The sequence below is a fragment of the Bradyrhizobium sp. CCGUVB1N3 genome (assembly GCF_024199925.1).
In the GTDB taxonomy this organism is placed as follows: domain Bacteria; phylum Pseudomonadota; class Alphaproteobacteria; order Rhizobiales; family Xanthobacteraceae; genus Bradyrhizobium.
The window spans coordinates 187,585-214,100 of sequence record NZ_JANADR010000003.1 but is presented as its reverse complement, the minus strand read 5'-3'; the positions used below and the strand labels follow the sequence as shown (position 1 = coordinate 214,100).

Here is a 26,516-nt window from a genome sequence, read left to right as displayed (position 1 = left end):
TGTGAATGCTGATCGAAAAATGACCCCCATCGGCGTCGTCGGGACCCCTTCAGGCCATTGATTTCATTGAATTGAAACGATGGGACCCCCATGCCGATCATGGTTGAGACCCCACGCCGAAACACACTGCTATTCAGGAGCCGAAGATGTTTGAATCTCGGCAGCAGGATTTGGAGATCCCGCAGAGACCGCTTTTCTAGTCACACTTGCCTCATAGGCGCTTAGGGCGGCCCTGACCCCCTGGATGGGCATGGACATTTTCGGGAGGGAGGGCTTCTCCTAATAGATAGCCCGAACTTGCTTTAGAAACATATTCCATGCGCGACCGCCCCGAATACGACGCAGCGGTAAGGCTGAAAGCCGAAAAGGGGGATGATAACGAGGCCGAGTTCGCGGGCAGGCCTTGATAGCCCACGCTGAAAAGCTGTTCGCATTTCAGCCAACATCTACCGCAGGTATTATCAGTCTAGGCCACCGATCTTCGGCGGCAATCGGGATTCGACCGTGACGACGAACAACTTACCTGTCCGGGGGGCGAGCGACGCGAGCACAGCCGCAAGCCAGACTGTGTGAGAGAGCGGATCGAGAGGCTGCTGGCGGGCGGGCACTGTTGGGGCGATCAGGTCGCGCTCTTCGATCAAGGATCAGTGGGCTCCGCCGGCAGCCCTCGCGTTTGACCGACTGCGTCACGGCGTCGCTCGGACTGTGCGAAGTCCTTGTCAGGGTGCGTCCTCTGGTGGAGTGAGGCAAGCGGGGCTAGCGGCGAAATCTCGGTTGCCAACTGCGTTCTAGATCGCGCTCCTCTTCCTCGTCCCCTTCTTCGGCCTGTTCAAGATGAAGCATGATCATCGCGAACCCCTCCTGTTGGAGAAGGACCTGCTCGTACACTGTCGGCGCCCGCTCCCCGCGTTTGACCTCGATCCACAGGTCGGGCACGCACTCCTCAGTGGCCGAAGCCGCACCGCGCTGATGGTTGCCGCGATGGAATAGTGATCCTCGCGGGACCGCATCGCCACTACGCGGCTGGATAAACGGAAACCGGATGCGATTCCGATATGAGCGCAGGATGCGTCCATTTTGAGTGATCACGATGGCGAGCGGCTCAGGATGGTTCTCGGCATAGGCGCGGGCCATCGCCTCCTTGCTCACGTCGAAATCGACCGCCATTGCCGGAACGTGCCGGAGGTTTGGCTCGCCCTGGGTCTTGAACGCCTGGCGGAGGAAGGGGGGCGGCATCAGCATGAGGGACGCGAACTGGTTCGCCTCGACCTCCATGCGTCCGCGCCGGTCCGCCTCGGCGGCGTCGCGTATGTACATGTCGGCGCGCGTGCACCGGAAACCGTCGGGCGACAGCGGCTTGTGCGTCGCTATTAAGAAGTGCCCGAGCTCATGTGCAATCGTGAACCGGCTTCGCTGACGCGGACGTCCGCGCTTATGACCAATTGAGCCTGAGTGCTTGTTGACATCGGTGACGAGGACGCCCTCAAAGTTGTCGCTGTCGTGCTCCTCGATCGCCACGATGTCGAGTTGCGCGCACAATCGTTCAATCGGGATCGGCGGGCGCATGTCGGGCTCATGCTTTAAGATCAACCCCACGATACCCATCGGCGAGCCCGACCCCCTTCCGTCAATGTCCATTCGCGAGATGGGCATCAGCCACCGCCTTCCTTCTTCTTCAAATGCTCCATGAGCCGGTTGATGGCCTCGCGGTCGCTGTCGTCCAGACTCCTGAATTTGTGGAACATGGCCACAGCCTCGGCGTCCTTCTGGTTTGCTTGCTCGCCGACGAGATAGGCAACCGAGACGCCGAGGTGCGATGCCAACTTGGTGAGAAGGTCCATCGTCGGGTTCTTGCTCCCACCGCGCTCGATTTCCCAGATGTGCGCCTTCGACGCTCCAACGGCGTCGGCGACATCCTGCAGCGACTGGTTCCGCTGGACTCGCAGCTCCTTGAGGCGTGCGCCCAAGCTCATTCGTTAGACTTTCTATTGAATCGGGATTTGCTCACGACCGCGCGGCGGCGCGTTTTCAATGGCGAACGCAGTCGTACCACGTCGATTGACAAACGGCAACGTTCGATATATCTATACGGACAGGGTCTTCCTAGCCGGACGACCTATCAATCTGAAACTACGAAAGAAACAACCATGAATACCCCTCCAGAATCACAGGATACCTCTCCGCCCGATCTGCCGGGCCACGGCCGCGAGGGCTGTGGCGACGACGCCGAGCAGGCCGCTTTGGCGGCCGTCAAGGCTGCCAAGGAGAAGGTCACCGAGTCCGAGCAAGAGGTCAAACACGGCCTCGCTGACTTAGAGGAGGCGACCCACAAGCTCGAGGAGGCCGAGACCGATCTCGAGAGGACGCGCCACGACCACGTTATCCACTTCGAGGTGGACGGTGAGGAGTTCAGCACCAAGCGGGTCGAATGGACGCCGAACGAGATCATCAAGGAGTTCGGCGGTCGCGACCCGGCCGACAGCTACCTGGTCGAGATCGTCGGTAACAAGTCGGTCAGCTTCGAGGGCAAGGGCAACGAACCGATCAGGCTGCACGACTGCGAGCGGTTCCAGATCGTGACCGTCGGCCCGACGCCGGTCTCGGACGGCCGCACTCTGGTCGGCACCGAGCGGTTCGTCGCCGAGCTCACCAAGCTCGGCTGCGCGCCGACGGTCGTGGCGGGCACGACCGACCATGTGGCCTTCGACTACAGGATCGAGACCGGCAAGTACGCCGGCACTAAGGTGCGCATCGGGCTCGTCATCCCGGCCGACTTCCCGCTGACACCTCCTGGCGGCCCGAACGTGTCGCCCCGCTTCCACCCGAACCCGACTGGGCAGCAGCACCCGACCGGCGCGATCAGCGACAGCCCGGTCCCGTTCAAGGCCACAGGCGGCGCGTGGGAGTACTGGTCGCGGCCGTTCAAGGACTGGGCCAAGACCAAGAAGACCGTCGCGGTCTACATGAGTCACATCTGGCGCCTGTGGGACACGCAGTGAGCCAGGCCACGCACAGCGTCGCCATGACGACAACGGTCCACGAGTCAGCGCGTCGGCATCTCCTGCGCGCTGACGGCCAGGAGGACCTCACCTTCGCGCTCTGGCGCCCGAGCCGGGGCTGCACGCGCATGACCGCGTTGATCGAGACCTTGATCCTGCCGCGCGAAGGTGACCGCACCGTCCACGGCAACGTGAGCTTTCACGCCACTTACTTGCAGCGTGCAATGACCGAGGCGGCGAAGGCCGGCGCCGGGCTTGCGTTGCTCCACAGCCATCCGCTCGGCCGGCAATGGCAAGACATGAGTTCCGACGACATTGCCGCCGAGCAGGGCAACGCGGCCGCTGTCTACGGCGCGACACGCTTGTCATTCGTCGGCTTGACCGTGGCCGCTGATGGCGCGTGGAGTGCCAGGTTCTGGGAGCGTGTCGGCCCCCGTCGATACGCCCGCCGCGATTGCGCTACGGTTCGCGTGGTCGGCGACCGCCTTCAGGTCACCTACATGAACAAGCTCGCGCCGCCACCAGCCACGACCGGCGAGCAGATTCGGACCGTCTCGGCATGGGGCGAGCGGGCGCAACAGCACCTTGCTCGGCTGCGCGTCGGAGTCATCGGTGCTGGTAGCGTCGGCAGCTTCATTGCCGAAGGCTTGGCGCGCACCGGCTGCGAGGACGTGATCGTCATCGACTACGACCGCATTGAGCGCAAAAACCTCGACCGCCTCCTCTACGCGACTCGGCGGATTATCCACCAGCTCAAGGCCGTCGCGCTGGGTGATCGCCTGCGCGAGGTCGCGACCGCGCGCCGGTTCGAGGCGATTCCCGTGCCCTTCGCGGTCTACGAGGAGGAGGGATTCCGCGCCGCGCTCGATTGCGACGTGCTGTTCTCGTGCGTCGACCGTCCCTGGGGGCGCCACGTCCTCAACTTCATCGCCTACGCGCACTTGATCCCAGTTATCGACGGCGGAATCTCTGTCCGGAAGAACCGCAAAGACGAGCTCACGGCGGCCGACTGGCGGGCGCACACCGTCACGGCCGACCACCGGTGTATGGAGTGCATCGGCCAATACGACACCGGCCTCGTTCAGCTTGAACGCGAGGGCCGCCTGGACGATCCGACTTACATCCAGAACCTGGCCAAGGACCATCCGTTGCGCGTGAGCGAGAACGTGTTTGCGTTCTCGATGGCGTGTGCCGCCCAGCAAATGCTGCAGATGCTTGCGATGGTCGTTGCCCCTCTCGGACGCGCCAATCCCGGCGAGCAACTCTACCACTTCGTCGGCGCGCACATGGAGCCGCCGAAGTGGGGTACCTGCCAGCCAGAGTGCCTGTTCCCGACCCTCATCGCGCAGGGCGACCACTCCAAGATCGACGTCACCGGTCCCAAGCCGCCAGGCAGAGACGCGACGGTCGAGCGCATCGACGAGCCGCCGACGGCGCGGCGCAGCGTTGGTGAGCGCGTACGGACGGCCTTGCGAGCTGCCGTTGATCACCTCAAGCCGACCAAGTGGATCACTCGCAGATAAACCCTGGCCTACAGGACAATCACCGTTGAATGGAAAACAGATGCCGAGAAGCGGCGATGCAGCAGGGCATTGCCGTCTCAAAGGTTGTGCTGAATTGCCGGTGATCGAAGCTGCCTGCCATCGGACTGGCGTGAATGCTTGCAACGGGGCCCTAAGGAACTGCGGAAATCGCTGCCCGCCCGCCGAGACTGCCAAAGATCACGGGCTTGCCTGCGTTGAGCACAATACCCTGAGCGAAAGCGCTTAGGCCGAAGGCAGAGTTAAAGAGCGAGGTGGCACTCCCGTCAGTGCCAAGGTTGAGAACAGAGAATTCAAGCAATTCATCACCGGCATCGCCCCATCGCTTGGTTGTGATCTCAGGCGCGGCCGTATTGAGGCGTCGCACGCCAATCGGCCGTTGCCGTTTGACCGTGAATACGGTTTGGTCACCGGATGTTGCCAGTGACTGAACACTCGATGGGAATGCATCGTCATCTTTCCAGAGCGTCGTCGATGTCAGTTCCGGGGTCACGCTGAGAAGAAGCCCTTTGCCGCCTTCCTCGCATGGTCCGTGCACTTGACCTGCGATCCTGAGTTGGCTCTCGCCGGCCTCCGCGGCAAAGACTTGAAAATCCGGAAGTGTGGATGTGCTCTTCACATCCAAGGTTGCAGCATCCAGCCGATAGATTGTTGCTTGTTGCGGGCCTTGGCACAATGTCGGCAGACCGAATAAAGCCTCGCTTGAGCCGAAATTGCCAAACTGTCGTGAATTGATGATCAGTGCGAGATCCGGACCGATCTTCGACAAGAGCGCCCATCGGCCGATGATGAACGCAGACTGCCCAACCTCGATGTCCCTGCGCGCCATCTCGTTGCCGTCGCGATCGAAGCGGACGATGTGCGCAATGCGCTCGTCCGTCGACGACAGGCTGGATCCCGACAGCATCACGATGTGGTTGCCGGACGTTACTGAACCGAAGGACATATTATTCGCAAGATCAGGCCATTCCTTCTTCCAGACCTCCACTCCATCCGGGGTAAATCGTCTGACGATCGGGTAAGGGTGTTCTGATGTCTTGTAGCCAAAGGCATAGACCTGCGATTGATCGATAAGGAGGTTGCCGGCGGCGATTTCATGGGACGTAGGAAAGGACGACGACGACTTCGGTCCCGCCTCCCTGATGACGCTTGCCATCGACTTTCCGTCCCAGTCGCCCATGACTGAGAGCAGCAGCCGACCGGCAAGCGGCTTCGCATCGAAAACCTCACCGACATCGTCGCTATTTAAGTGCGTATAATCGAAGGTCAGCGCGGCGGGAGGATCACCCTGTTCGGTCAGGCTTGCCCCATAGCCGAATACGATGAAGGGCGCCCAGAACCGAGGATGGTGATGAGCTCTATCGGCCTTGGCGAGATAGTGCTCGATGCCCTCAAAAAGCGCAAAGGACGCGCTCTTGTGCTGCTGCGCATTCCAGGACTGAAAGAATTCGAGCATCAGATCATGGGTCGCGTTGGTTTCAACCGTCCAGAGGGAGGCGAGCAAGGTTGGCGTACCCGCCACCGAGAAGGCTGCCGCAAGATCGGTGATGCCGAGATTGGCGGCGGAGGTATCGATGCGCGCTGTATTGCAGGCCGACAGCACAACCAGCCGCGCATCGAGCGGGAGCCGGGTAATTTCGGACGCCGTCAGCAGACCATCGTCGAAACTGTCAGAAACGTCATTCGGCGTCAGAACAAGGGATGGCTCGTTCAGGCCCGGCAGATCATTGCGCAACAATCCGTGGGTCGCAAAATGGATGACGTCGTATTTGCCGAGATCCTTGCTGCGGACATCTTCTTCGGACGCACCGGCACCGAGTAGAACATCCTCTTTCCGTGCCTTCAGCAGCTTCGCGACATTGAGGATCTCATCTTCTGTCTCCGGCAGCGATCCAAGTTCGCTCAGGGCGCCGCGTAGGGAGTTATTCGTGGCGGCACCGCGGGTAAGGCTCGCCTGGGCGGCGACGCTCGCGAGCGAGGGGTTGCCAATCCCCAAATAGGGAAGCGGGGCGTGTTGATTGGTGACGGACGCCCGCATACCGAGGAAGTGACGCGCCGAAATGGTCGTGGCGAAGCGGTATGTCTTGCCGAGCCAGCGCGCCGCCGCGAGATCATAGCCATCGCCCATCTGGGGAGGCGCTTCCTCCAGCAACGCCGCAAATGGAATGCCCGCGAGCTCATCAGGAGGTGCGACATTGACCAACGCGCCGGGCCTTATGCAGCCCTCAAGGCCCTTGAACATGAGATCCTTCAGCCGTACGGCCGCCTCGACCGGGTACTGGCTGTCGAGCGCCTCGTCGGCCGCGCGCTCCTGCGTCAGCGCCAGACGCAAGAGCTTGGCATCCCGGAGCGCTTGCTGCGGGTCAACATCCGATACCGAATGGACCACGGTCGATCCGGAGATGCAGAGCCGCCCCATGCCCTTGAGCGTCAGAAAGTAGGTCAAGAAGACCTCGTTGGGCTGCAGGACCGACTGAATCTGCGCTACACGTGGATAGCCGATTGTTTTGGCGTAGTCCTCACCCTTTGCGATTGCGTCACCAAGCTGCGTGACCGTCTCTGTCAGATGTGCGTAGGTCGTGATCAGATACCCGGCCTCTTTCTTGCCGCCGGCCATGAGAAGCTTGATCTGATCGAACTCCCATTGCCGTTTTTGCTGAAGGAGAAGGTAGTAGGAACGCACCGCCGCGCGGGCCCGCTCAGTCTTTTGCGCGCCGATCAGCACGGCAAAGTCGCTGGTCTGATGTCGTAGCGTGCGTGCCAACATCTCGCTGCCCTTCAGCGCAAGATCGGCCGCATCCGCCGGTGGATACTCGGCCAGTGTTGTGAGGGCGGACTCGATCATCAGCAGATCGACGAGAGTCGGAAGCTGAAACCCTTCATAGCGTTGCTTCAGAAACGTCTCGAAAACCTCGATACGTTCCCGGGCCGCCGTCTGCACGAGAGCGGCTGCTTCGGCCTTCGAATTCTCTGCAGCAATGAGCCCAAGCGCAAAATGGCGATAAGATTCGATGTCTTCTTCAATCAACCCCTTTAGCTGCCACGCTTCAGGGAGCGAACCAAAGAGCGGTTTCCAGACCTGCATGCGCGCGTGATCCTTGAAACTGTCGATCAGCAAGTCCGACAGCGCAAAGTAAAACTCCTGCAGGTTATCAAAATGACCGCGCGCAAGAATTGCCTCTCGCTGCGATTGTAGAGGGTGACGCGCATGGATGGCCGCCGCCTCGTCAGGCGTACCCTCGAAGAGGGTCGAGAGGGACGCCAGGCTGTTGCTCGTCGATGTCCGGTACAGCTTCACGTTCTCATTAATATCGAGACGCTCGTTAAGCCGGATCCCTTCCTCGAGAAATCCCGCGACCTGCTTCGAGCGCGTAGTCATAGCGTACAGCTTCGTAACGATTATCATGTAGTTGGCGAAGATCGGCCCTTCATGATTGAGGTTGGCGGACATGTAGGGGTCAATAAGACGCGCAAGCGTTTGTGCGCTCGCAATGTCCTGCTGCGTGACGAGAGATTCGAGCAACTCGGCGAGTATCTTGCAGATGCTGTATTTGTCCTTCGGATCGATCAACAAAAGACTGATGACAGCGCTCGAGTAGGCCTTTTCGACAAGCCGCATATCGTTCGCGCGGAGAAAATAAATGACGGCGGCCAGATTGGCGGATGCTGCCGGGTAGGGTGTCGCCGCCGGGTTGAACGCGACTTTGTTGTCTTTGAAAATGCCTTTCAGGATTTCAGGATTGTTGGCCCAAACCTGCGCACGCACGAAATAGGCGTAAAGATCTGAAAAGAGCGGATTGAGCGACTTGTCGTCCTTGACGATCTCATACGCTGCGACTTCGGACTCTAGGGCGCAACCGAGTTCGTAAGCTGTCGAGCAGATCTCCGTCAGATCGCGAAGTAGATAGGCTTTCGCGCGCTTGTCGGTCTCCTGCTCGGCAAGCTCTGCAATCTCCCGCGCCGCCTCGCGCACCTTACCCTGATGAAATTTCTGGTAGGCAGCCTGTTTTCGGCTTTCCAAATCCGGTGCGGGCTGTGAAAATGCTCGTGAGACGGGAATGAGTTGGAGGATTGTGCAGAGCAGCATCGCTGCCAGCACCGACATCAGGGCAGGGGGGCCCTTTCGTATGAAGCGCGCCGCGTTGTCAGCCGTCATTGCCGTCGTTCTCGCGGATCCTGCCATGGCGCAGGAGAGCCTGATTGGCATGGCTCTTCCTGCATCCCCCGACAACGCTAGCATGATCTCGGTCGAGAACAGCCCCGAACTTTACGACCTGGGCGGCCTCTCGGCTAAGGCCGTCACCAAATATGCGGGGACCAAGCTGGGTGACGCGCCTTACAGCGGACGCGGCCGCCATGAGTCCGAGATCTATCGCGCCCTCTCGCCGTCCGTCGTCATTGTCGCTACCGACGACGGCATAGGTTCAGGCTCCTTTATCGGGAGCGGCGACAGTGTGCTGACCAACTGGCACGTCGTGAAAGGCTTTCAAAAGGTTGGTCTCGTCTTTAAGCCTCCGGCCGAAGGCAGCAAGCCGTCCGAGGCCGACATCGAGATCGCCGACGTGATCAAGATCGATCCTGGCCGCGACCTGGCTCTCTTGCGTGTTGCAGCCTTACCCCGCGATGTTAAACCCATCATGCTGGGGGCGGAGTCCGACATTCAGGTGGGCGCCGATGTGCACGCCATCGGGCATCCCACCGGCGAAGCCTGGACTTACACCAAGGGCTTCATCAGCCAATACCGCAAGGATTATGAATGGCGGGACGAAGAAGGATCCCACAAAGCTAGCGTGATCCAGACCCAGACGCCCATCAACCCCGGAAACTCAGGAGGGCCGTTGCTCTCCGATGACGGCAAGCTGATCGGCGGTAATGCGTTCAAAGCCAAAGGCGAGGCGCTCAACTTCGCGATCTCGATTGCCGACGTGCAGGCCTTTCTCGCAAAAGCCGGGCAGCCGATCCCGATCAAGCCGCCGGCGACCTGCAAGTCCGTAAAGCTCTATGAGGGAAGGGACCGGCAAGAGATCGCGACACTGGTTCAGTACGACACGAACTGCGATGGCAAACCGGACTATTCCTTTGTCACGCCCGACGACCGTACCAAGCCCATCTCGGCGCATCTCGACACGAACTTTGATGGCAAGACCGATATCTCCGTCGAGGACCGCAACCGCGACCAGAAATGGGACATCTCTTTTCACGACGTTGATTTCGACGGTAAGATCGATCTCGTCGGCTATCATCCCGACGGCAAGCTGACACCCTCGCGCCTGGAAAAATACATCCCCGGTACCCGCTATTGAGGATCAGCGTTGCGCGCACAACGAAGCTTCATCCTGGCCGCACTCTTGCTGCTCGCCTTCTATCTCCTGCCGTCCCATGGCGAGACGGTCGACGTTAAATATCGCGGTCCGGTCGATCTTAAGACCTTTGCGTGCAACGATATAAGTCGCAGCAGCTTCATCACTCGTGTGTGCTACGACCGCGCCAAGCAGTATATGATCATCCGTCTCAATACGACCTACTACCATTATTGCGAGTTGCCGCCCGCCACATTCAGCGCGTTCCTCGACGCGCCATCGATGGGCAGCTTTTATAACCAGCATATCAAGGGAACGGGTCGCGATGGCCCCTTCGATTGCCGCACGCACCCCGTGCCCGAATATTGATTTTATCGCGCCGTGCGCGAACGAAGGAGGGCTGGATGTCCGCCTGGTACTATGTCGATGAGAACCGACAGACCATCGGTCCACTGGCGCGCGACCGTCTGATCGGTCTCTTGCGAGAGATGGCTCGGCCCGGCGATGTCTTCGTTTGGCAGGCCGGGTTTGATGCCTGGAAGAAGGTCTCGCAGGTCGAGGAACTGCTCCCGCCGCCTCCTGCCGTACCTTTGCCGCCACCGGAGCTCGAGCTCCGGCCTGTTCTGCCGCTGAGTGCCGACGAGCCAAGTCGCGGTGCAGCGACAAGAACCGCAACCCGGGCCAAGGAGACGTTACAGGCAATCGGTGGGGTCCTGCTGGCCGGCGGAATCGGGATCGGGCTCGTCGCATTGACCATGATGGTCTTCTACGGCGCCACCTGGGCCTCCGAGCATCTGCTCCGTTACGCAATCCTGGCTGCGCAATGGGCCATCGTGATCTCTATCGTGATCCTGGCGCCGCTCGCCGTGTTTCGACGAACCCGCATCATAAGCGCTGTCGGTTTTTTCTCAACATCTTACATTTTCGGCACTTGCCATCTGGATGATGGGGCTGCTCAGTGCTTATTTTTACTGGGGACTTAAATCCATTATCATCGGCATGTGCTTATTTGGTGTCGGCGTCGTGCCGGTGGCGCTCCTGGCCTCGCTCTTCAACAGCGACTGGAGCGCGATCGGGATGATGCTCACAGGTATCGCCCTTACCTACGGTGCGCGCATGCTGGCATTCTGGATGTTTGAGCACGTCTGACCGCAGCGTCGTCTGGTTGAAGGCATTCTACTCGATCAAATTGGAAGAAATACTGGCGGGCTTGCGCCCGATGCGCCGGAGTCGGCCCTCTCGCAGCGATCTCTTCGGAGTGCTTGCAGTCAAGCCGTTCCGTCGGAGCTTTTCGAAAAGTACTTTTGCGTTTGAAATGCACCTATACCCCTTGCTTGACTCCGTAACCCATTGAAATCACGTCAAATGAGTGCGCGCTCCGAGCGCACCATAAATCCACAATTCTATCGTTGCGTCGGGACGTATGGCGCTGAGCTTCGTTAACTCGCGTATCGCCCCCTACCTTGCTGGTGCCCCGGCCGAGCCCCCCGGCGGTGGGGCTCTCGGCCCAGTTTTAGTCGACAATAGGCAGACCGGCGAATGTGCCGCCGTTGAACAAGGGCGCCAAGTTTTCCGGCTTATACGGCCCCAGACTACAAACGCCTTTGGCGTCGTCGGAACAGATCTGTGAAGAGCCCGAGTAGCGCGTCAGAACACTGCGGTGGACGCCCTCATTGATCGTGGTGGTCGGCTTACCGTTTTCATCGAGAGCGCAGTAAAGGCTTTCGTTGAGCTTCACTATGCACTTCTTCATTCCCACGTCCCGGATGGTCGGATGGTAACGGTCCAGCGCGAATAGGCCCGAAGAGGAGTCATGTGAGGGCGCTGTCGGGTCGAGCATGGTGGGATCGGGAAGGCAGGTCCAGTCCAGGGCAAGGCCAACCCCTTCGGCCTGCTTGACCATCCAAACCAGCGGGATGTCGGCAAGGGTTCGGGTGTTGTAGCCGCCGCCGACGTCCGAGTGAGCACCGGCAAACCAGACCTGTTGGATCGTCACGCCTGCGGGCACGTCGCCAGTCCAGAACGTGGGCGTGAAGTCGTGCCGGTGCTCATCAATGGCGAGAGCATGCACGGCGTGCTTCACGAACGGCGACGGGGTCGTATCGTGAAACGCGAACTTCTCCTTGTTGCTGGCTGCCAGAAGGCTGCCCGGTATGCCAAGGCTTCCCACAGTGTCCCAGACCCCGAGGAAGGCTATACTAGGCTCCAGGTGGCTCTTCACCTTGTACGCATCGGCGAAGGCCTTGGGCGAGTGAGGTTTCGGGCTGCGGTAGTATTTCCAGGCATCAGGCAGGGCGCCCAACGACTGGCGAAACAGAATACCGCAAGCCGAGATTAGGCCCGCAAGACTGCGGGCGGTAAACGCACCGCGCGAGAACCCGAACAAATAGATCTCGTCGCCGGGCAGATAGTTCTGCGCGATGAATTGATAAGCGGAGCGGATATTGTCATCGACGCCGATGCCGGTGGCGCCTTCGATCCAGCTCTCGAGCTTTAGGCCTGTCGTTCCTACGCCCCGCAAATAGAGGACGATTTGCAGCGTGCCACCGGTCTGCAGGGAGCCATGGATTGATCGCGCGAGAAGCGCGACGTTTGTGTCATCGGTCTGGGTGTCGTCCGCATTCCAGGTACCATCGCAGCAAACGATAATGCGCTTCATCATTGTATCCCATTGTCTTGGTTAAGGATGACACCGCAGCTTGAAATGCGCCGGCGTGTCGAGCGCCGCGCCCGCCTATCGCGTGCCAATGTCGGGAATCAGCTGCTCGCTCGGTTTATCGAAATCGAGAAGGATCCGCCCCGGTATTTTTGCGATCTCTAGATTCCGGATCAAGAATACACGCGCGCCAAAATCTTTCTTGTCAAGCGAGGCCATTTTCTTCCAATCATCGAACTCGCAGTACGCTTTCACTGGCTTGGCGCAGGGATCGCTATCGAGCTTCATTTGTGAGAACCCGAGGGGGTGCCAGTCTCGCGAGAGACCACCGATGTAGGTTCGGGCGGAATATAGATTGTTCTGGTCGCATTTGAAGGTGTAAGCGAGCTCGCAGTAGTGAGCGTACTGGGTTACGAAATTCTTTAGCTGATAGGCGTATTCGTCGGTCGATTTCAGCTCGTCTTTGTCTTCTTTCGTAAGGCTACGCCCGCCGACCAGGAATCGCTCTTTTATTTCAGGGATGTCCTTACGCTGTTCGACGTCGCTGATGACCTGCAGCAATCCGCGCGCATTGGCCGGGTATAGTTGCTGGCCAAGCAGCGGAAAAATCACCGCCGATATATGGTTGCCCGGCTTAAATAGGCCCCCGACTTTTCGGACGGCCTCGCTCGCGGTGTAACCAACCAGCTCGTCATAGCTGGCGACGAAGGAGTAGACCTGTTCCTTGGGACCCAGGTTCTCGATGCGCTCCAGAGCGAGCGCTGCCCCCGAGACGGGGTCGTAAGGCACGAGACGCACCAGGTAGTTGACCTCGGCGTTCTCTTCGAGGTGCTTGATGGCGAGCTGGCTATCCATGCGCTTGATAGTGTTCTGCGAGACGTAGAATAGCGCGAGCCCGGGGCCGGCGGCCGAAAATCCCATGCCGCCGACCAGCGAGAAAAATAGCGCGACCCATACCCACCTAGAGATCTTCTCCGGTGGCGTTTTCAGGGCAACGTAAGCCAACACGGCGGTGAGCAGAAGCAAGATAGCGCCGATCGCTGAAAGCGACGCGGTCGACGATGAACTCGTAATAATGGTGATGACTTGGACTACGGCGTCAAAAAAATCCTTTAGGAAATCCATGTGGCGGTCCAGGAAAAATTGTTACAAAGAGATGTCCGCAGAAGAATGAGTTCTCATGCTTTGGCGACTTGCCCGCATTTCATTACACGAAGACACGACACAGAGCTGAGGCGAGCGGCTAGGCTCCTTGGGCGTCGAAGGCAACATTTGGCGTCCAAAGGACGCGTCCTAAAATCTACTATCCAATTTGGTGAGGGTAGCGATTAGTGACCGCACGCACAAGTAGAATCACAAATATTTCAGGGTGAACCTGATCCAGCTGCGGTTCGAATAAGGATGGAAATGGGTTCACGACAGGTCATGCTATCGTCGGGTTATAGTGATGCAGGCCAATTGGCCGCTCGTCGCTGCGAGGCAACCATTCACACTTCATTCTTCGCCTTCATTCTTCGCGCCAGCCAATCCTTACGGGCCAATGGGTGCCGCCGCCGGCCAAGCGTGTGCTCTAAATCGTGTCACTTGCACCGACGCGTGGTTTTGCCGACTTCTGTTTGCGGCGCTTTGCGAACCATTAAGATCCGAATGTCCATTTCCGAGATTGAACCCTTAGCGGACGTGACAGCTGCGAGGTAGGTCGTAGCCGTGGAAATGGAGCGCGACTCGTCCGCGCGAACGAAATGTGGACGTATCTGGTGCGGTTTCTGGTGCGGCGGTCGCGCTGCAGGCAACAAGAACGAAGTAAGCTATCGATCACGTTGGTGGGCCCGGCAGGGCTCGAACCTGCAACCAGACCGTTATGAGCGGTGGGACCAAGCCGATCTTGCATAGGGCAGGCCCTTTCCAGGAAGTTCGGCCAAAAGGCACTTCTACGGGCAAAATGCGCCATACTCTTCGCCTTCCACTTAGGGGGGCTGGGTTTGTCGGGGTGCCGCGCGGCAGAGCGACGGCGGCAAGGGCTTTAATATGCTCATCGCGCAGGACTGGCACTGTCAGGATCGTGCTTCGCAAACCGATGGCTGAGGGCGCCTAGCGGCGCGACGCATCAATTGGGCGCAGGGCGACCGAAGAGGCCTACCACGCCGCTTATCGTCTCGGCGTACGCAGCCAGCCCATGTCGAATGAAGTTGATACGCCTGAGCTATCAAAGATCGCGCTGCTGAATGGCGATTTTAGAAGAAACTACGGCAAGCTGCTTGGAGCCTACCTCTACTTGCGATCAATCAGCGCCGCCCGCGGCCGCTCCTGGCTTTGGGGCGGCCTCTTTTCTCTGGCTTGTTCTGCGGGTCTGACATGGTTGTCGCGGGATGGTTGGATGCTGCCAATCTGGCCTTGATCGCTCTTATCAACTCGCTCATCCGTTGGCAGCGAACCCCGTGATGACGGGCGAGTGAGCCGGACGAAAGCCAGACGTATCGGCCAGCCCGCAGTTTGGTGTGAATGCTGATTGAAAAATGACCCCCATCGGCGTCGTCGGGACCCCTTCAGGCCATTGATTTTATTTAATTGAAATGATGGGACCCCCCACGCCGATCATGGTTGAGACCCCACGCCGAAACACATGCGCCGTCCTGGCGGTGGCGGCCGCGTTTGCCCTGCAGCCTCTGCAGCAGGTCGGCGAACGCCTCGGGGCCGGTTGCGATGGCCTCGAACCCGCGCGCGCCGGCGATGCGGCGCGAGGCGTCGGAGAGCGTGTTGAGATTGATTTTCGGCCCCCATTGCTCGACGGCGCCGGCGGTCTCGACGAGGCGCACGGCCTGGTCGAGCGGCATCGGGTCGAGCAGCGGCGAGGCCTTCCGGCCGTCGAGCCGTGCGGCGACGTAGGTCTCGAAGTCGGACGGCTCCTGCGGCTCGGCGTCGGCGAGCTTGGCCAGGCGCGGGAGGGCCATGGCGATGTGGTACGCGAAATCGTGCAGCGCGCCGTGACCGGTCGGCGAAGTGCATGAACAGGATGGCTTGTCCCTTGAGTTGGGCGTGGACCTGGGCCCATGCCTGGGCCTCGCGCAGTTCGCGCTCGATCGGATAGTGGGTGGCGCGCAGCGAGGACATGCCGACCTGGGCGAGCGTGGTGGGCGCCTTGACGTTGACGGTAACGAACTGACAGCCCCCGTAGGGGATGCCGTGGTTCGGGAAGAACGGGTTGTCGTTGAGGTAGTGCAGCATGGCGGCGGTCTTGGTGTTCTCGTCCCCTGCTGAGAGTGCCATTTGATGTCGAAGGGCATCTTAGGGCTGGCCAGTACCAGCTAACGCCTCGAGGCGATCGTTGACGATGTCGGCACGGCCCTCTGGCCCTCGAATATTGCCTTCGAGAAAATGATCGAAGTTTTCATCGGCAAGGAACAGCTCCGTGATCTGTTCGGCGATATAGTCCCGAATCTCGGGCTCGGCGGCCGCCACCTCGTCAGTCAGTTCCTCGCGTCCGTCGACGAGCAGCAGAATGTCCTCGGCGTCGCGACTACCGATAAGGTCGCCGCCGCCGCGCCCGCGGTAGGCTTCGAGCTTAGTCGCGACGAACAGCGGCGGCGTAAGGCGCCGTATCACGAGAGCTTCATCAAGCGCCGTGGGGACGGCCGTTTCGATGCCCTTCGCGTACCAGCGATTGCTGAAGCCGAGGATCGCTTCATCGTCGGGCATGAAATCGACCTTGAGCTCGCCAAGCTTCATTCGGCAGATGACGTTGTCCTCGGGCGCCTCCGCGAAACCGCGCTGGCGCAATTGGTCCATCAGTTCAGCCCATGCCGCGAAGCCGGCGAGATCGACGATGAGATCGACATCATCCGTTGCCCGTACGCCCTCGAGCGTTATGGGATCGGTGATATAGAGAGCCGTCGTGCAGCCACCGACGAAGACCAGGCGCTCACGCAGATCGTCGCCGAGAGCCACGGCGACGGTTTTGAGCATTTCTTTCAGCTGCCCTTGGATGGTCATGCCAACCTCTTTGCGAGCACGTCTGCAGCCAGGCTGGCTTCACGCTGGTTGCCAAGCCGTATGGCATCGATGAGAGCGAGATAGGCGTAGAGACCGTCGTCCTTTTCGACCGCTTCCGGCACGGTCTTGAACAGCGGTTCGATCGATTGGCCGAGGTCTCGTCCGCGCGCATAGGGCCACACGCTGATGAGGTCGCCAGCGCTGTGCAGGGATTCCTTGAGGACGGGCGCGGCGAACGCCGTCGGCAGCCCGCGCTGCATCGACCCGGGTTTGGCGGGAAAGACGAACTTCAGACCATGGACGATGAACTCGCGCAAGTGACGCCGATTTGGCTTGGGGCGACCGGTCTTCCGGTCCTTGATCGCGAGGCCCGATGCCAAGCTGCGGTTGATGGAAGCGCTGATTTCGGTCTTGCTGATCCCGAGAGCTGCTTCTAACCCTCGGACCGAATAGGGATCGTCCCCCTGCTCGCCCCGGTGACGAGCAAGGTGCTGGCCCTTATTGTGTTCGTCGTCTTCCAGGCTCACGAGCTTGAGTAGAACGACCAGATCTTGGCTTTTCATCATCCCCGCCGCCTTTGTCCTCTGTCCTAGGACAGGGGACACCCAACCATATTCGGATGGGAGGGTCAAAACGGCGTGTTCAGCGGTTCCACGCTACGTTGGGGCGGCACCTAAATACCGTCAGCTCGGAATCGTCTCTTTCAAGCCACTTTGCGCTTCAACGACGCTTCATCGAGGTGATGGACGCGCGCTGCCGGACAGACACGCTGGACGATCTCGCACAGATGCTGGTGGTGCGTGAGATAGATCACCTGCCCGACCTGAGCCATCTCCGCGAACAGCCGGAACGCCTCCTCCGCGCGGAAATCATCAAACGTCTCCATGATGTCGTCCGCGACGAAGGGGACCGAGCTGCGAGCCCGCACGAACTCGTGGTAGCCCGCGACGCGCAGTGCAAGATAGAGCTGGAAGCGGGTACCCTTGGAGAGTTTGTCGGCGGCCTTTGACCCTCCCTCGGCCGCGACCGCGATCAATGTATCGCCATCCCTGCCAGGCTGGGCGACGAGCCCCGTATAGGCGCCGCGGCTGATGGTGCGGAACGCCTCCGACGCGCGCGTCATCATGGAGCTACGATGCCGTTCGCGATAAGTGGCGAGCGCCTGCTGGGTGGCCGCGATGCCCGCTCTAAGCTGCAGATAGCGCATCGCGCGATCCTCGATCTCAAGCAGCGTCGTCCGCCGACGCTCCTCGATGATGGCGACTCTCGCATCGCCGCCGATCGCCTCTACGCGATCTTCGGCCGCCGACTTCGCCGCGAACAGCTCGTGACACCGCTTGTCCTGATCGTCTGCGCGGGCCGTCAACTCGGCGAGTTCGGTTTCCAGAGCTGATCTGTCTGCTGCATCGAGCGCGGCTTCCGCGCTCTGAAGATCCGTCGCGCGCAATGCCTCGACGATGTCCTGCTCCGCCTGCCCTGCCTGTTCGACGAGATCGGCGCGGCGAGCGATATCGGAAATCTTTTGCGCCACCTCCTCCAGAGAGGCGACCTGGACCGCGGTGGCGCGCTCGCTGAGCTCGAGAGCGCGGTCATGGTCCGCTCGTGCGAGGGCAAGCGCCTGTCCGCTTTGATGCAGCTTCGCCAACTCTGATATGTGTGAAAACCGACTCGCATTGATGATGTCGTCCTGACGCAGCGCCGCCTCGAAGGCGTCGGCAGAGTCGACGTCCAGCAGGCGCCGATGTGCCGCCCAAGTTTGCTCACGCCGCGCCCGTATGTCGGCAGCTTCGTGGTCGGACACGATGCCGGTCGTAGAAGCGAAGCTCGTTTCTTCAGCTTCACAGTGCCGGACCAGCGTGGTCAGCCGTTCGACCTCCCCCTGATGACGCAGTACTGCAACCTCCGCCTCGCCTCGCGCTGCCTTCCAATACTGCAGGGCCTCGGCGCCGGGGCATTGCATGGCGACAAGCTCATCGACGGTGCCATGCCATGGTCCCAAAGCGGCAAGTCGATCTGTTAGCAGATCGAGCGCGGCCTCGCGGGCACGCTCTGCAAGCCGGCGCCGAACATGGTGGTCGGCGGAGCGTAGCGCCTCGACCACGACGGCCAGCTCAGCCAAAGCGCGATCCCGTTCGGCACGCAGGTGAGGATCCGCTTCGCTCTCCGGCAGTCTCGACGTCGCCTCGTCGAGGCGTTGCCGCGCCTCGTCCAATTCTCGCGCGGCGTTGCGCGTCGCGCCCTCGATGCCCGAGCGGGATTCGATCAGATCGCGCAAGCGGCCGATGGTCGCCGCTGGCAGCACGAGGCGTTTGGGATCAGGTTCTTCGGATCGCTCGATCCGCTGCAGGATCCCGGACATCGCGAGGTCGAGCTGACGCAATTGCAAACGCCGCTCGGGAATATCCTTGTCGGCGGTCACGTGGCGGGCACGCAAGTCGGCCAGTCGCTCTACATGCTCCTCGAGGCGCAACGCGGCCTCATCAAAAACGACCTCGGCGAGCTCGATCGCCAGCTGATCGATCTGCTCGGCGATCGCTTTGGTTTTGACTCCGAGCTCGATCTCTTGCTTTCGAAGCTGGGGCAGTTCCCCTGCCCATGCCGGCGGGTCCGCAGGCACGTCAGCCAGCGGCGCAAGTCGCGCGCGGATGCCACGCAAGGCGGAGAGACGCGGCAACGCCGCGAGGTAGCGCTCGATCTCATCACTGCGTCGATGGATACGCCCGCGTTCCTCGACCGCCTCATCATATTGCAGGGACGCCCGGTCGCGCGTGTCGATGAGCCGGGCGTGATCGGAGGCGAGAGTGTCGAATTGCTCGCGCTCAGCCTTGAGTTCTGCCAGCCGCGCTTTCAGATCAGCGAGTGCTCCCGTGCGGGCGCGATACTTGTAGAAGCCGTCCGCTTCCCCCTTGAGGCCGACGAGCTTGTCGCTGAGGTGCGAGAGGCCCGCACTTGCCGAAAACAGCAACTGTCCGAGATCTCCCCTGCTCGCCAGAATGCTCTCGCCGCCTCTTTCGAGCGTCTCATCATCGAGCGAGAACATGGTGCGGTACGCATCGCGCTCGATGCCGCCGAGCTCGGCCCGGATTGCGGCCTCGGGCAACGCACGATCGGCTCCGTCGAGGAGACTGTTCTGCGGCCGTTTGATCCGCGCGAACTCCCGCGTGTCGCCAGCCAAGTCCAACGCCGCGCCGATCCGCATCGTGGGGTATGGATGGATGAAGTCGAATGGGCTCTGCGAACCGATCCCGAACAGCAGATCGAGAAAGGCCGCGAAAGCGGTCGACTTGCCGGCTTCGTTCGGCCCGTAAATGACGTGCAGATCCGGCTCTCCTTCGCGCCGCTCGCCGAAGTCGAGGCTGCAGTCGGTGAACTTGCCGTATCGAGTAAGGTCGAGGCGACGCAGGCGCATGACTTAAGTCTCCTCGCCGACAGCCTCGAGACGCGCCATGACGCCCTCGGCGCCTTCGCGCGCCAGGCGTGCGATCGCCTCCTTGAAAGAGGCTTCGTCCGATCCGAAGAGGTCACGACACTCTTGCGGAAGCTGAGCCCTGATCTCCTCGGCCACGCCCATCAGTTCGCTTCGAAACGCCTCCGATCCGAAGACATCGTCTTCGATCAGGCGATGGAGCTCCCTGATCGGATCGCCCGACGTCTGGTCCTGCTGCTCGGCCGGCCGGCAGGCGATTTCGAGTTGCTCGATCCAGCATCCCCCTATGACGGAGCCCCTGTCGTCGGCCTCTGTCTTCAGCAAGTCCGCGTCGCGCCGGATGCGCCATGCCAGCGGCGTCGCACCCGTTATGCGCACGCGGGCGACCAGGTGCTCGGACCGGAGAGCGTCGCGCTCCTTCTCAAGTGCCCGGGTCACTGCCGCGACGAGGTCGCGCCAATCTTCCAGGCCGCTCACGTCGACTGAAATCCGCTCGAACTGAGCCACGCTGGTGATCCGTTCCTCGACGTGAATCGAGCGATCGTTGGCGATGGTCACGAGCGTCACCGATTTCGGGCCGGCCTCATTGATGTCGCGGCCTTGCGGCATGCCGGGCATTACGATCGCGCATCCGCCCTTTATAGCCGAGCGTTTGTGCACATGACCGAGGGCCCAATAGTGAAAGCCGGTCGCCTGGAGATCTGCAATGCTGCACGGCGCGTAGAGATCGTGTCCCGGAGCTCCTGCGAGGCTCGTGTGCAGGAGGCCGATATTGACCGCACCGTCGACCGCCGGACGAAATCGTCCGAGGAGGCTCTCCGGAGCGTGCGGTTGCGCGAAGCTCAGGCCGTGGACGACAACAGGAACATGGCCCGGCGCGCGATCAATATCGATTGCCTCCCCTCGCCCGCCGAAGACCTTTACGGAATCTGGCAGGACCAATTCCTTGGTGATTTTCGACAGCGCGTCGTGGTTGCCGCGGATGATGAAGACTCGAATGCCGGCTTGGCTGAGCCGTCGGAGCTGTTCGGCGAGGAAGCGCGCCGTCTTCATCGAGGTCTGATCGCCGTCGTAGAGATCTCCGGCGATCAGGAGCGCGTCGACCTGCTCGTCCAGGCAAAGGTCGATCACCTGGACGAAGGCGCGCCGGGTGGCGTTGCCGATCAGCTCCGCCAGGTCGGGATGGCGCAGCGCAAGCGAGCGCAGGGGTGAATCAAGATGAATATCCGCAGCATGGACAAAGCGATACGTCACCGTCTCCCACCCCCTGTTTATGTCCCCTGCGCGTCCGCCGGACCTTACGCGCTGGGCAATCAGCGTGATATTGAAATAGCTCAACGGAGCCGGGTTACCCGCAAGAATCACACGAATAGCTTGTTATCTGTCCGGGGGGGATGGTGATGACTGCAGAGCCGATCGACGACGTCTTGGACTGGGCCAAGAAGCTCTCATCCTGGAAACAGGACGCACTGCGGCGGCTCGCGATCAGCAATGACCTCACGGACACGGACCTTGGCGAGTTGCTCGCCATGGTCAAGACCGCCGCGGGCTTCAGCCTTGCGAGCGCACCCCCCGGCGCCGTCCCGTTTGCGAAGGCCCATTTCGGGGGTGGGAAGCATCAGCCCATCATCCTGAAAGGCATCGCCAACGTCGAAAACATCAACCGTCTGGTTCCGAAGGCCGGCCTCACCTTTTGCCCGAAGGCCTTAACGATCGTGTATGGCCGTAATGGGAGCGGCAAGAGCGGCTTCGTGCGTATCCTGCGGACGGCTTGCCGCACGCGCGTCGAGAACCCGGCCAAGCTCTGTTTTTCGGCGTGGGGTCTCAACCATGATCGGCGTGGGGGTCCCATCATTTCAATTCAATGAAATCAATGGCCTGAAGGGGTCCCGACGACGCCGATGGGGGTCATTTTTCGATCAGCATTCACAGCCACTCCGATCACGTTCGATTTCGGGGCTATTTTCCCGTTCACTTTATTCCGGCCTACAACCTCCCTGTCTACGCTTCGCAGTGGCCGTTACCGGACACCACGTAAGACTCGGTTCGCGGCTGCTCGCTAGGCTTTACCGCGGCCGCCATCTCAGGCGACAGAGTTCAACGCACTTGCACATGCACGGCGCAACTCTCACACCACCAGGCATACGGGTCCGTACCATGGCGGTTCGACCGAGTTATGCTTCGGCGGGCACGTAGAGTCGGGGAAGCCCGAGTTGATCGAACGCGTGGTTGCGCAGGGCTTTCTGGATTACCGGATGTCCTGACATGCGCCAGGGCCCCGTCGATGCTGAACTGGCGGTAGTCGCTGCTTGGATATTTGAGACGCCACGACGGCGCAGTTCCTTGAAGCGATTGTACCCGTTCCGCCACTGCCGCCAAAGATACATGCGTAATCTTCGGCGGATCCATGCTTCCAGGTTCGTGAGCACCACGGGGGTCTGGCAGAAGCCGAAGTACAGGCCTTGCCGTTCGGCTGGACATGAATGCCTAACGCCGAGAGGCCCGCGATCAATCGGCCGTGCGAAACGACAATCGAACGCAATGATCTGCAGTCTCGCCCGGAGCGAGGATGCGCATCGACGGCTTTTCGAACGAGTCCCCGGTGAACCCTTCGGGGTCACTATGGCCCGTCCACGTTTCCATCGAGACAAAGGGCGCACCGGGCCGTGACCACAGCGCCAGATGCGGGAAGCCGGTGGCTTCAAGCGTGATGCAGGAGCCGCTGCCACCGGCGTCAAGACTGAACCAGCCGCTCCTGGCATTCAGAAAGCACATCGCATCGGACGTGAAGAGTTCGTCCGCGAGATCGAGAATCCGTCTTTTGATCGGCAGGAGTCTTCTCCGTGCCGATATAAGTCCGTCGGACGTGACCTCGGGAACCAGCGGGCTCTCTTCTGCTTCGAACCGGATCTTGTATTCGTGCCTGGGAACATCGTCGAACGGCCAGCGGAAAGCCGGATGAAAGCCGAGCGCATAAGGAATGCTCCGGCGATCCAGATTCGCAATAGAAAAGCTGGCCGTCAATGACGAGCCGGCGAGTGCATAGGTGACCGAGAGCTGGAACCAGAACGGATAGACCTTTCGGATCTCCTGATTGCTTGTTAGCGTGACTGTTATGCTGGCGGGATCGCGGCCCGACACGGCGAACTCGTGCTGCCGTGCGAAGCCGTGGACGGCCATCGGCCTCCCGCTGCCATCGACCCGAATCTGACCTCCGCTGGCCGATCCGACAATCGGAAACAATATCGGCGCGGACTGATCCCACCAGACAGGATCTGCATTCCAGAGCAGTTCGCGGCCGCCGACGAACCAGCTGCGCAGTTCGCCACCATGGAGGTCGACGCAGGCGCGAGCGGCGCCGCTTTCGAGGCTTACAAGCATTCACGAGCATTCCCGGGGTCCAGGACGATATCTGAGCTTTGCGCTCGTCACGCCAGCCTGTCAATCGGCATTGGACTGGGCCCCGCGTATTGCCGCATCTGCGAATGTTACCCTGATGGCGCCATTGCCGATGGCGATCCGATGTCGATTGATCGGTCGCGTTAGATGGCTTTCCCGACTTGCTCGACGAGAGGGGCTGTGGGCGGGTCAGGCCCTATATAGCCCGAGTCGTCCACAGCCCCGGGCAATGGGGCAGTGGTCGTGGCGTCGTCGAGTGGGCCCTGGGCGACCAACCGTTCGGCAGCCCTCCGTCTGAGTGCCCTCAGCAGACGTTGCACAATCGAATGCTGTCTCTTTCCAAACTCCTCGGGGTATTTCTCTCGCAGCCGGCCGACAATTGCGAGCGCCGTCAGCTGTGGCTGCTCTGCGAGCCACGCTTCGATCGCGGCAATATGCGGGTCGAGCTTGGACGGCATGCGAACTCTGGTCTTATAGGGCCGACGAGTTCGCCGATGCGTGGTACGCGGCTCGCCGACCGTCGCGGTCTTGCCGAGGGTCTTCGCGAACGTCGCCGCGGTCGCTGGCAGGATGCTAGATGCCGTAATGGGCCGGCCTTCGCGAGGCTAGCCAGGTTATGTGGCTGTCCCTCAGAATGATGATGTTGAAACGGAGTCCGAATGATCGGCTCCAGGCATCAAGTGAGGAACAGCCATGGACTATTATGCGGGGATCGACGTGTCTTTGAAAGAGAGCAGCATCTGCGTTGTTGACGGGACTGGCAAGGTCGTCCGCGAGGTCAAGGTCGCCAGCGAGCCTGAGGTGCTTATTGGCTATTTCGACGAGCTGGATTAGCTGTCAGCCGCATTGGGCTCGAAGCAGGGCCGTTGTCGCAGTGGCTGCGTGCCGGGCTTGTGGCCGGCGGACGCGATGCGGTTTTGCTCGAGACACGGCATGTGAAGCTCGCGGTTCTCCCGCTCGAGCGCCTTCAGCTTCTCGGCCATGTCGGTCGGAACGCCGGCCCGCTGCCCGCTGTCGATCTCGGCCTTCTTGACCCAGTCATGCAGCGTCTGCGGCGTGCAGCCGATCTTGGCCGCAATCGAGGTCACCGCCGCCCAGCGCGACGGATGCTCGTTCGCGTGGTCCAGAACCATCCGAACCGCACGGGCCCGGACCTCGGGTGAAAACTTGTTCGTCGTCTTGCTCGTCATGGCTCCATCCTCTCAGGAGTTGGAGCCTCCGGCAAACCCGGGGCGGTTCACCAGATCCCTCACCACCCTTTGCTCGAGTTTCGACAACTCCGCCTTGTACCTGGCCAGATCCGATTGAGCACGAAAGAACTTCGCTTTGAGCTCTTCTCGTAGCCTTAGTGCTTCTCGAAAAGTCGATGACTCCAGCATCAATAATGCGCACGTCTGCTCTCTTTTTCGGTTTCGGCCCAAGCACACAAGGGGCTCTTGAGGGGGCTTGAATCGCACGTAGCGTTGAATTGTACGATCTCGAAATCGGGACGACGTCTCTCGCGCAGAAGCTTTCAACGAGTAACAAAAATGGCGAACGCTCCACTTAATAGGATTGCAGTCGAACCAATACGGCCCGGCATAGTCCCTGGTGCTTGTCGAAATTCGCCAGAAACCGGCGCCAATGTAGGACAGGAGCTCGCCTGCGCTTCGCTGCCACGCTGGATAGTGGGTCCGTATCGGGTGCCGTCGCGAACCAGAGCGGAAGGAGGATGCTCTCAGTGAAGCGGTTTGCTTTACAAGAAGCCAACCGAGCAGAACCTCTATGGAAAAGATAACCGGAACAAATGCGACGTCACGTTTGCGGTATGGACTGCCAAGATGGATGGCTTGCCATCACCTCGCTGTCGAGCTCAGCGAAACAGCGAGACTCGCGTTCCCAATGGCGCTGACTCAGCTCGGGCAAATCGCGATGATGACGACCGATCTTGCGTTCATTGGACGGATCGGCGCCGAAGCGATGGCAGCGGCAGTGCTGGCGGGCACAGTCTTGTCCATCAGCCTCACCTTCGCCTCAGGCGTGGTGTCAGCAGTGGCGCCGCTTTCGGCTCAGGCTTTTGGCGCAGCCAATCCGGCTCTGGTAGCACGCTGCCTACGTACGGGATTCTGGGCGGCGCTCCTACTGTGGATGCCAATGATGGCCTTTCCGCTGTATGGCGAAGAACTTCTGCTTGCACTCAGCTCCCCTCCGGAAACGGCTCGGCTTGCGCAGCAATATTTGTTTGGGCTCGCCTGGGGCGCGCTGCCAGCCATGTGGTTCTCCGCCGTCCGTAGTTTCATGGCTGCGATTAACCGGCCCGAGCCAGCCTTGTGGATCACGCTGGTGGCAATTCCCATCAATGCGCTGTTGGTCTTTCTCTTGGTCTGCGGCCAGCTTGGGCTGCCACAGCTCGGACTGTTAGGAGTGGGTCTTGCGACGACGATGGTGAACTGCGCGACGTTTTTGACCGCCTTGTGGTTCGTCACCAAGCGTCGACCTTTCCATGACTACCACGTGCTTGCAGATCTCTGGCGCCTCGATTGGCCCCTGATGCGGCAGCTGTTTGGGGTCGGGACGCCGATCTCCATGGCCATTCTGATCGAGTCTGGATTTTTTTCTGCTTCGGCCTTCCTGGTAGCCGCGACCAGCACCACTGCGCTTGCAGCCCACCAGATCGCCGTCCAGGTTGCCACGATTTTGCTCATGATTCCCTTCGGCATCAGCATGGCGGCGACCGTGCGGGTGGGACACGCTGCAGGCCGCAATGACGTCTCTGCCGTTAAGCGCGCGGGTCTGGTCGCGATGTTGTTCGGTGTCGCAATCACTGCAGTTGTGACCCTTGCGGTGATCGCGGCCCGTTTTGAGATCGCTGAGTTATTTTTGGGCGAATCGTCCATAAATGCCGGCGCGACGATTGGACTCGCTGCAGAGCTGCTTTTGGTCGGCGCAAGCTTTTTTGTTACCGACGCCGTGCAGAGCATCGCTGCGGGCAGCCTTCACGGATTGAAGGACACGCGCGTGCCGCTTCTGTTCGCTGGCATCGCTTATTGGCTGGTCGGCCTTTCCCTCAGCTACCTGCTCGGTTTGAAAATGGGCCTCGGCGCAATCGGTATTTGGATTGGCTTATCAATCGGGACGGCCGTCTACGCGGCGCTCCTTGTCATGCGTTTGTGGCGGCTGACGAGCAGACTCGTTTTCACAAGCGATGCTTGAGCGCATACGATC

At 60.6% G+C, this 26,516-nt stretch carries 23 protein-coding genes, 1 tRNA gene and 2 pseudogenes; 10 read left to right on the top strand and 16 right to left on the bottom strand.

The window, feature by feature from the left end:
* Positions 1–461: 461 nt before the first annotated feature.
* The 3 genes from NLM33_RS49215 to NLM33_RS49205 all read right to left on the bottom strand — a co-directional run bounded on the left by NLM33_RS49215 (position 462) and on the right by NLM33_RS49205 (position 1,973).
* Entirely contained in the window at positions 462–641 is a 180-nt protein-coding gene (locus NLM33_RS49215) for a hypothetical protein (RefSeq protein ID WP_254106742.1), read from the bottom strand.
* A 115-nt stretch (positions 642–756) separates the two neighbouring features.
* Positions 757–1,566 (bottom strand): ImmA/IrrE family metallo-endopeptidase, encoded by an 810-nt coding sequence (locus NLM33_RS49210; RefSeq protein ID WP_254106741.1) that lies wholly within the window; start codon positions 1,564–1,566, stop codon positions 757–759.
* A gap of 86 nt (positions 1,567–1,652) precedes the next feature.
* On the bottom strand, positions 1,653–1,973 hold the full coding sequence (locus NLM33_RS49205) for a helix-turn-helix domain-containing protein (RefSeq protein WP_254106739.1): 321 nt from the start codon (positions 1,971–1,973) through the stop codon (positions 1,653–1,655).
* A 174-nt stretch (positions 1,974–2,147) separates the two neighbouring features.
* Between NLM33_RS49205 and NLM33_RS49200 the strand changes: the two genes are divergently transcribed.
* The gene (locus NLM33_RS49200) at positions 2,148–2,999 is read left to right on the top strand and encodes a hypothetical protein (protein ID WP_254106737.1); all 852 of its coding nucleotides are present in this window, start codon (positions 2,148–2,150) and stop codon (positions 2,997–2,999) included.
* A complete protein-coding gene (locus NLM33_RS49195; RefSeq protein WP_254106736.1) occupies positions 2,996–4,522 on the top strand; it encodes a ThiF family adenylyltransferase in 1,527 nt (508 codons plus the stop codon). The genes NLM33_RS49200 and NLM33_RS49195 overlap by 4 nt, the downstream gene beginning before the upstream one ends.
* A 151-nt stretch (positions 4,523–4,673) precedes the next feature.
* Here NLM33_RS49195 and NLM33_RS49190 read toward each other — a convergent pair whose 3' ends face one another.
* Positions 4,674–8,696 carry a CHAT domain-containing protein gene (locus tag NLM33_RS49190; protein WP_254106734.1) on the bottom strand — a complete coding sequence of 1,341 codons (4,023 nt, stop codon included), beginning with the start codon at positions 8,694–8,696 and terminating at the stop codon, positions 4,674–4,676.
* Between NLM33_RS49190 and NLM33_RS49185 the strand changes: the two genes are divergently transcribed.
* From NLM33_RS49185 to NLM33_RS49170, 4 genes are read left to right on the top strand one after another with little or no spacing between them, the layout of a single operon-like run.
* Complete coding sequence (locus NLM33_RS49185) at positions 8,668–9,843, top strand: S1C family serine protease (RefSeq protein WP_254106731.1); 1,176 nt, start codon at positions 8,668–8,670, stop codon at positions 9,841–9,843. The genes NLM33_RS49190 and NLM33_RS49185 overlap by 29 nt on opposite strands.
* Positions 9,844–9,852: 9 nt before the next feature.
* Complete coding sequence (locus NLM33_RS49180) at positions 9,853–10,209, top strand: KTSC domain-containing protein (RefSeq protein WP_254106728.1); 357 nt, start codon at positions 9,853–9,855, stop codon at positions 10,207–10,209.
* 35 nt (positions 10,210–10,244) lie between these two features.
* The gene (locus NLM33_RS49175) at positions 10,245–10,823 is read left to right on the top strand and encodes a DUF4339 domain-containing protein (RefSeq protein WP_254106726.1); all 579 of its coding nucleotides are present in this window, start codon (positions 10,245–10,247) and stop codon (positions 10,821–10,823) included.
* A complete protein-coding gene (locus NLM33_RS49170) occupies positions 10,786–10,989 on the top strand; it encodes a hypothetical protein (RefSeq protein WP_254106725.1) in 204 nt (67 codons plus the stop codon). Before NLM33_RS49175 ends, NLM33_RS49170 begins: the two co-directional genes overlap by 38 nt.
* 364 nt (positions 10,990–11,353) lie before the next feature.
* Here NLM33_RS49170 and NLM33_RS49165 read toward each other — a convergent pair whose 3' ends face one another.
* The 3 genes from NLM33_RS49165 to NLM33_RS49155 form a co-directional block, all read right to left on the bottom strand.
* Entirely contained in the window at positions 11,354–12,499 is a 1,146-nt protein-coding gene (locus tag NLM33_RS49165; RefSeq protein WP_254106723.1) for a DUF2235 domain-containing protein, read from the bottom strand.
* Positions 12,500–12,574: 75 nt separating this feature from the next.
* The gene (locus NLM33_RS49160; RefSeq protein WP_254106721.1) at positions 12,575–13,621 is read right to left on the bottom strand and encodes a hypothetical protein; all 1,047 of its coding nucleotides are present in this window, start codon (positions 13,619–13,621) and stop codon (positions 12,575–12,577) included.
* Positions 13,622–14,317: 696 nt separating this feature from the next.
* Positions 14,318–14,398, bottom strand: a tRNA-Ile gene (locus NLM33_RS49155).
* A gap of 274 nt (positions 14,399–14,672) precedes the next feature.
* Here NLM33_RS49155 and NLM33_RS49150 point away from each other — a divergent pair.
* Positions 14,673–14,894, top strand: a complete 222-nt coding sequence (locus NLM33_RS49150; RefSeq protein WP_254106719.1) for a hypothetical protein — start codon at positions 14,673–14,675, stop codon at positions 14,892–14,894.
* Positions 14,895–15,060: 166 nt separating this feature from the next.
* Here NLM33_RS49150 and NLM33_RS49145 read toward each other — a convergent pair whose 3' ends face one another.
* From NLM33_RS49145 to NLM33_RS49125, 5 genes are all read right to left on the bottom strand, one after another.
* The gene (locus NLM33_RS49145; protein ID WP_254106717.1) at positions 15,061–15,447 is read right to left on the bottom strand and encodes a hypothetical protein; all 387 of its coding nucleotides are present in this window, start codon (positions 15,445–15,447) and stop codon (positions 15,061–15,063) included.
* A 334-nt stretch (positions 15,448–15,781) separates the two neighbouring features.
* Positions 15,782–16,486 carry a hypothetical protein gene (locus NLM33_RS49140; RefSeq protein WP_254106713.1) on the bottom strand — a complete coding sequence of 235 codons (705 nt, stop codon included), beginning with the start codon at positions 16,484–16,486 and terminating at the stop codon, positions 15,782–15,784.
* A complete protein-coding gene (locus NLM33_RS49135; RefSeq protein ID WP_254106759.1) occupies positions 16,483–17,049 on the bottom strand; it encodes a hypothetical protein in 567 nt (188 codons plus the stop codon). The genes NLM33_RS49140 and NLM33_RS49135 overlap by 4 nt, the downstream gene beginning before the upstream one ends.
* 140 nt (positions 17,050–17,189) lie before the next feature.
* Positions 17,190–19,895 carry an AAA family ATPase gene (locus NLM33_RS49130; RefSeq protein WP_254106710.1) on the bottom strand — a complete coding sequence of 902 codons (2,706 nt, stop codon included), beginning with the start codon at positions 19,893–19,895 and terminating at the stop codon, positions 17,190–17,192.
* 3 nt (positions 19,896–19,898) lie between these two features.
* Positions 19,899–21,167: a DNA repair exonuclease gene (locus NLM33_RS49125; protein WP_254106707.1), complete on the bottom strand. Its 1,269-nt coding sequence runs from the start codon at positions 21,165–21,167 to the stop codon at positions 19,899–19,901.
* A gap of 173 nt (positions 21,168–21,340) precedes the next feature.
* On the opposite strand from NLM33_RS49125, the gene NLM33_RS49120 reads away from it, so the two are divergent.
* A complete protein-coding gene (locus NLM33_RS49120; RefSeq protein WP_254106704.1) occupies positions 21,341–21,781 on the top strand; it encodes a hypothetical protein in 441 nt (146 codons plus the stop codon).
* A 306-nt stretch (positions 21,782–22,087) separates the two neighbouring features.
* Here NLM33_RS49120 and NLM33_RS50205 read toward each other — a convergent pair whose 3' ends face one another.
* From NLM33_RS50205 to NLM33_RS49105, 3 genes are all read right to left on the bottom strand, one after another.
* On the bottom strand, positions 22,088–22,342 hold the full coding sequence (locus tag NLM33_RS50205) for a hypothetical protein (RefSeq protein WP_254106758.1): 255 nt from the start codon (positions 22,340–22,342) through the stop codon (positions 22,088–22,090).
* A gap of 79 nt (positions 22,343–22,421) precedes the next feature.
* A complete protein-coding gene (locus NLM33_RS49110; protein WP_254106701.1) occupies positions 22,422–23,294 on the bottom strand; it encodes an aldose 1-epimerase family protein in 873 nt (290 codons plus the stop codon).
* A gap of 161 nt (positions 23,295–23,455) precedes the next feature.
* Positions 23,456–23,770, bottom strand: coding sequence for a hypothetical protein (locus NLM33_RS49105; RefSeq protein WP_254106698.1), 315 nt, complete (start codon positions 23,768–23,770; stop codon positions 23,456–23,458).
* Positions 23,771–24,005: 235 nt separating this feature from the next.
* On the opposite strand from NLM33_RS49105, the pseudogene NLM33_RS49100 reads away from it, so the two are divergent.
* Positions 24,006–24,253, top strand: a pseudogene (locus tag NLM33_RS49100) (IS110 family transposase); the annotation flags it as partial.
* Here the strand turns inward: NLM33_RS49100 and NLM33_RS49095 are convergent.
* Positions 24,197–24,502: pseudogene (locus NLM33_RS49095) on the bottom strand (transposase); the annotation flags it as partial. The pseudogenes NLM33_RS49100 and NLM33_RS49095 overlap by 57 nt on opposite strands.
* Positions 24,503–25,076: 574 nt before the next feature.
* Between NLM33_RS49095 and NLM33_RS49090 the strand changes: the two are divergent.
* Positions 25,077–26,504 carry an MATE family efflux transporter gene (locus tag NLM33_RS49090; protein ID WP_371930207.1) on the top strand — a complete coding sequence of 476 codons (1,428 nt, stop codon included), beginning with the start codon at positions 25,077–25,079 and terminating at the stop codon, positions 26,502–26,504.
* Positions 26,505–26,516: the final 12 nt, after the last annotated feature.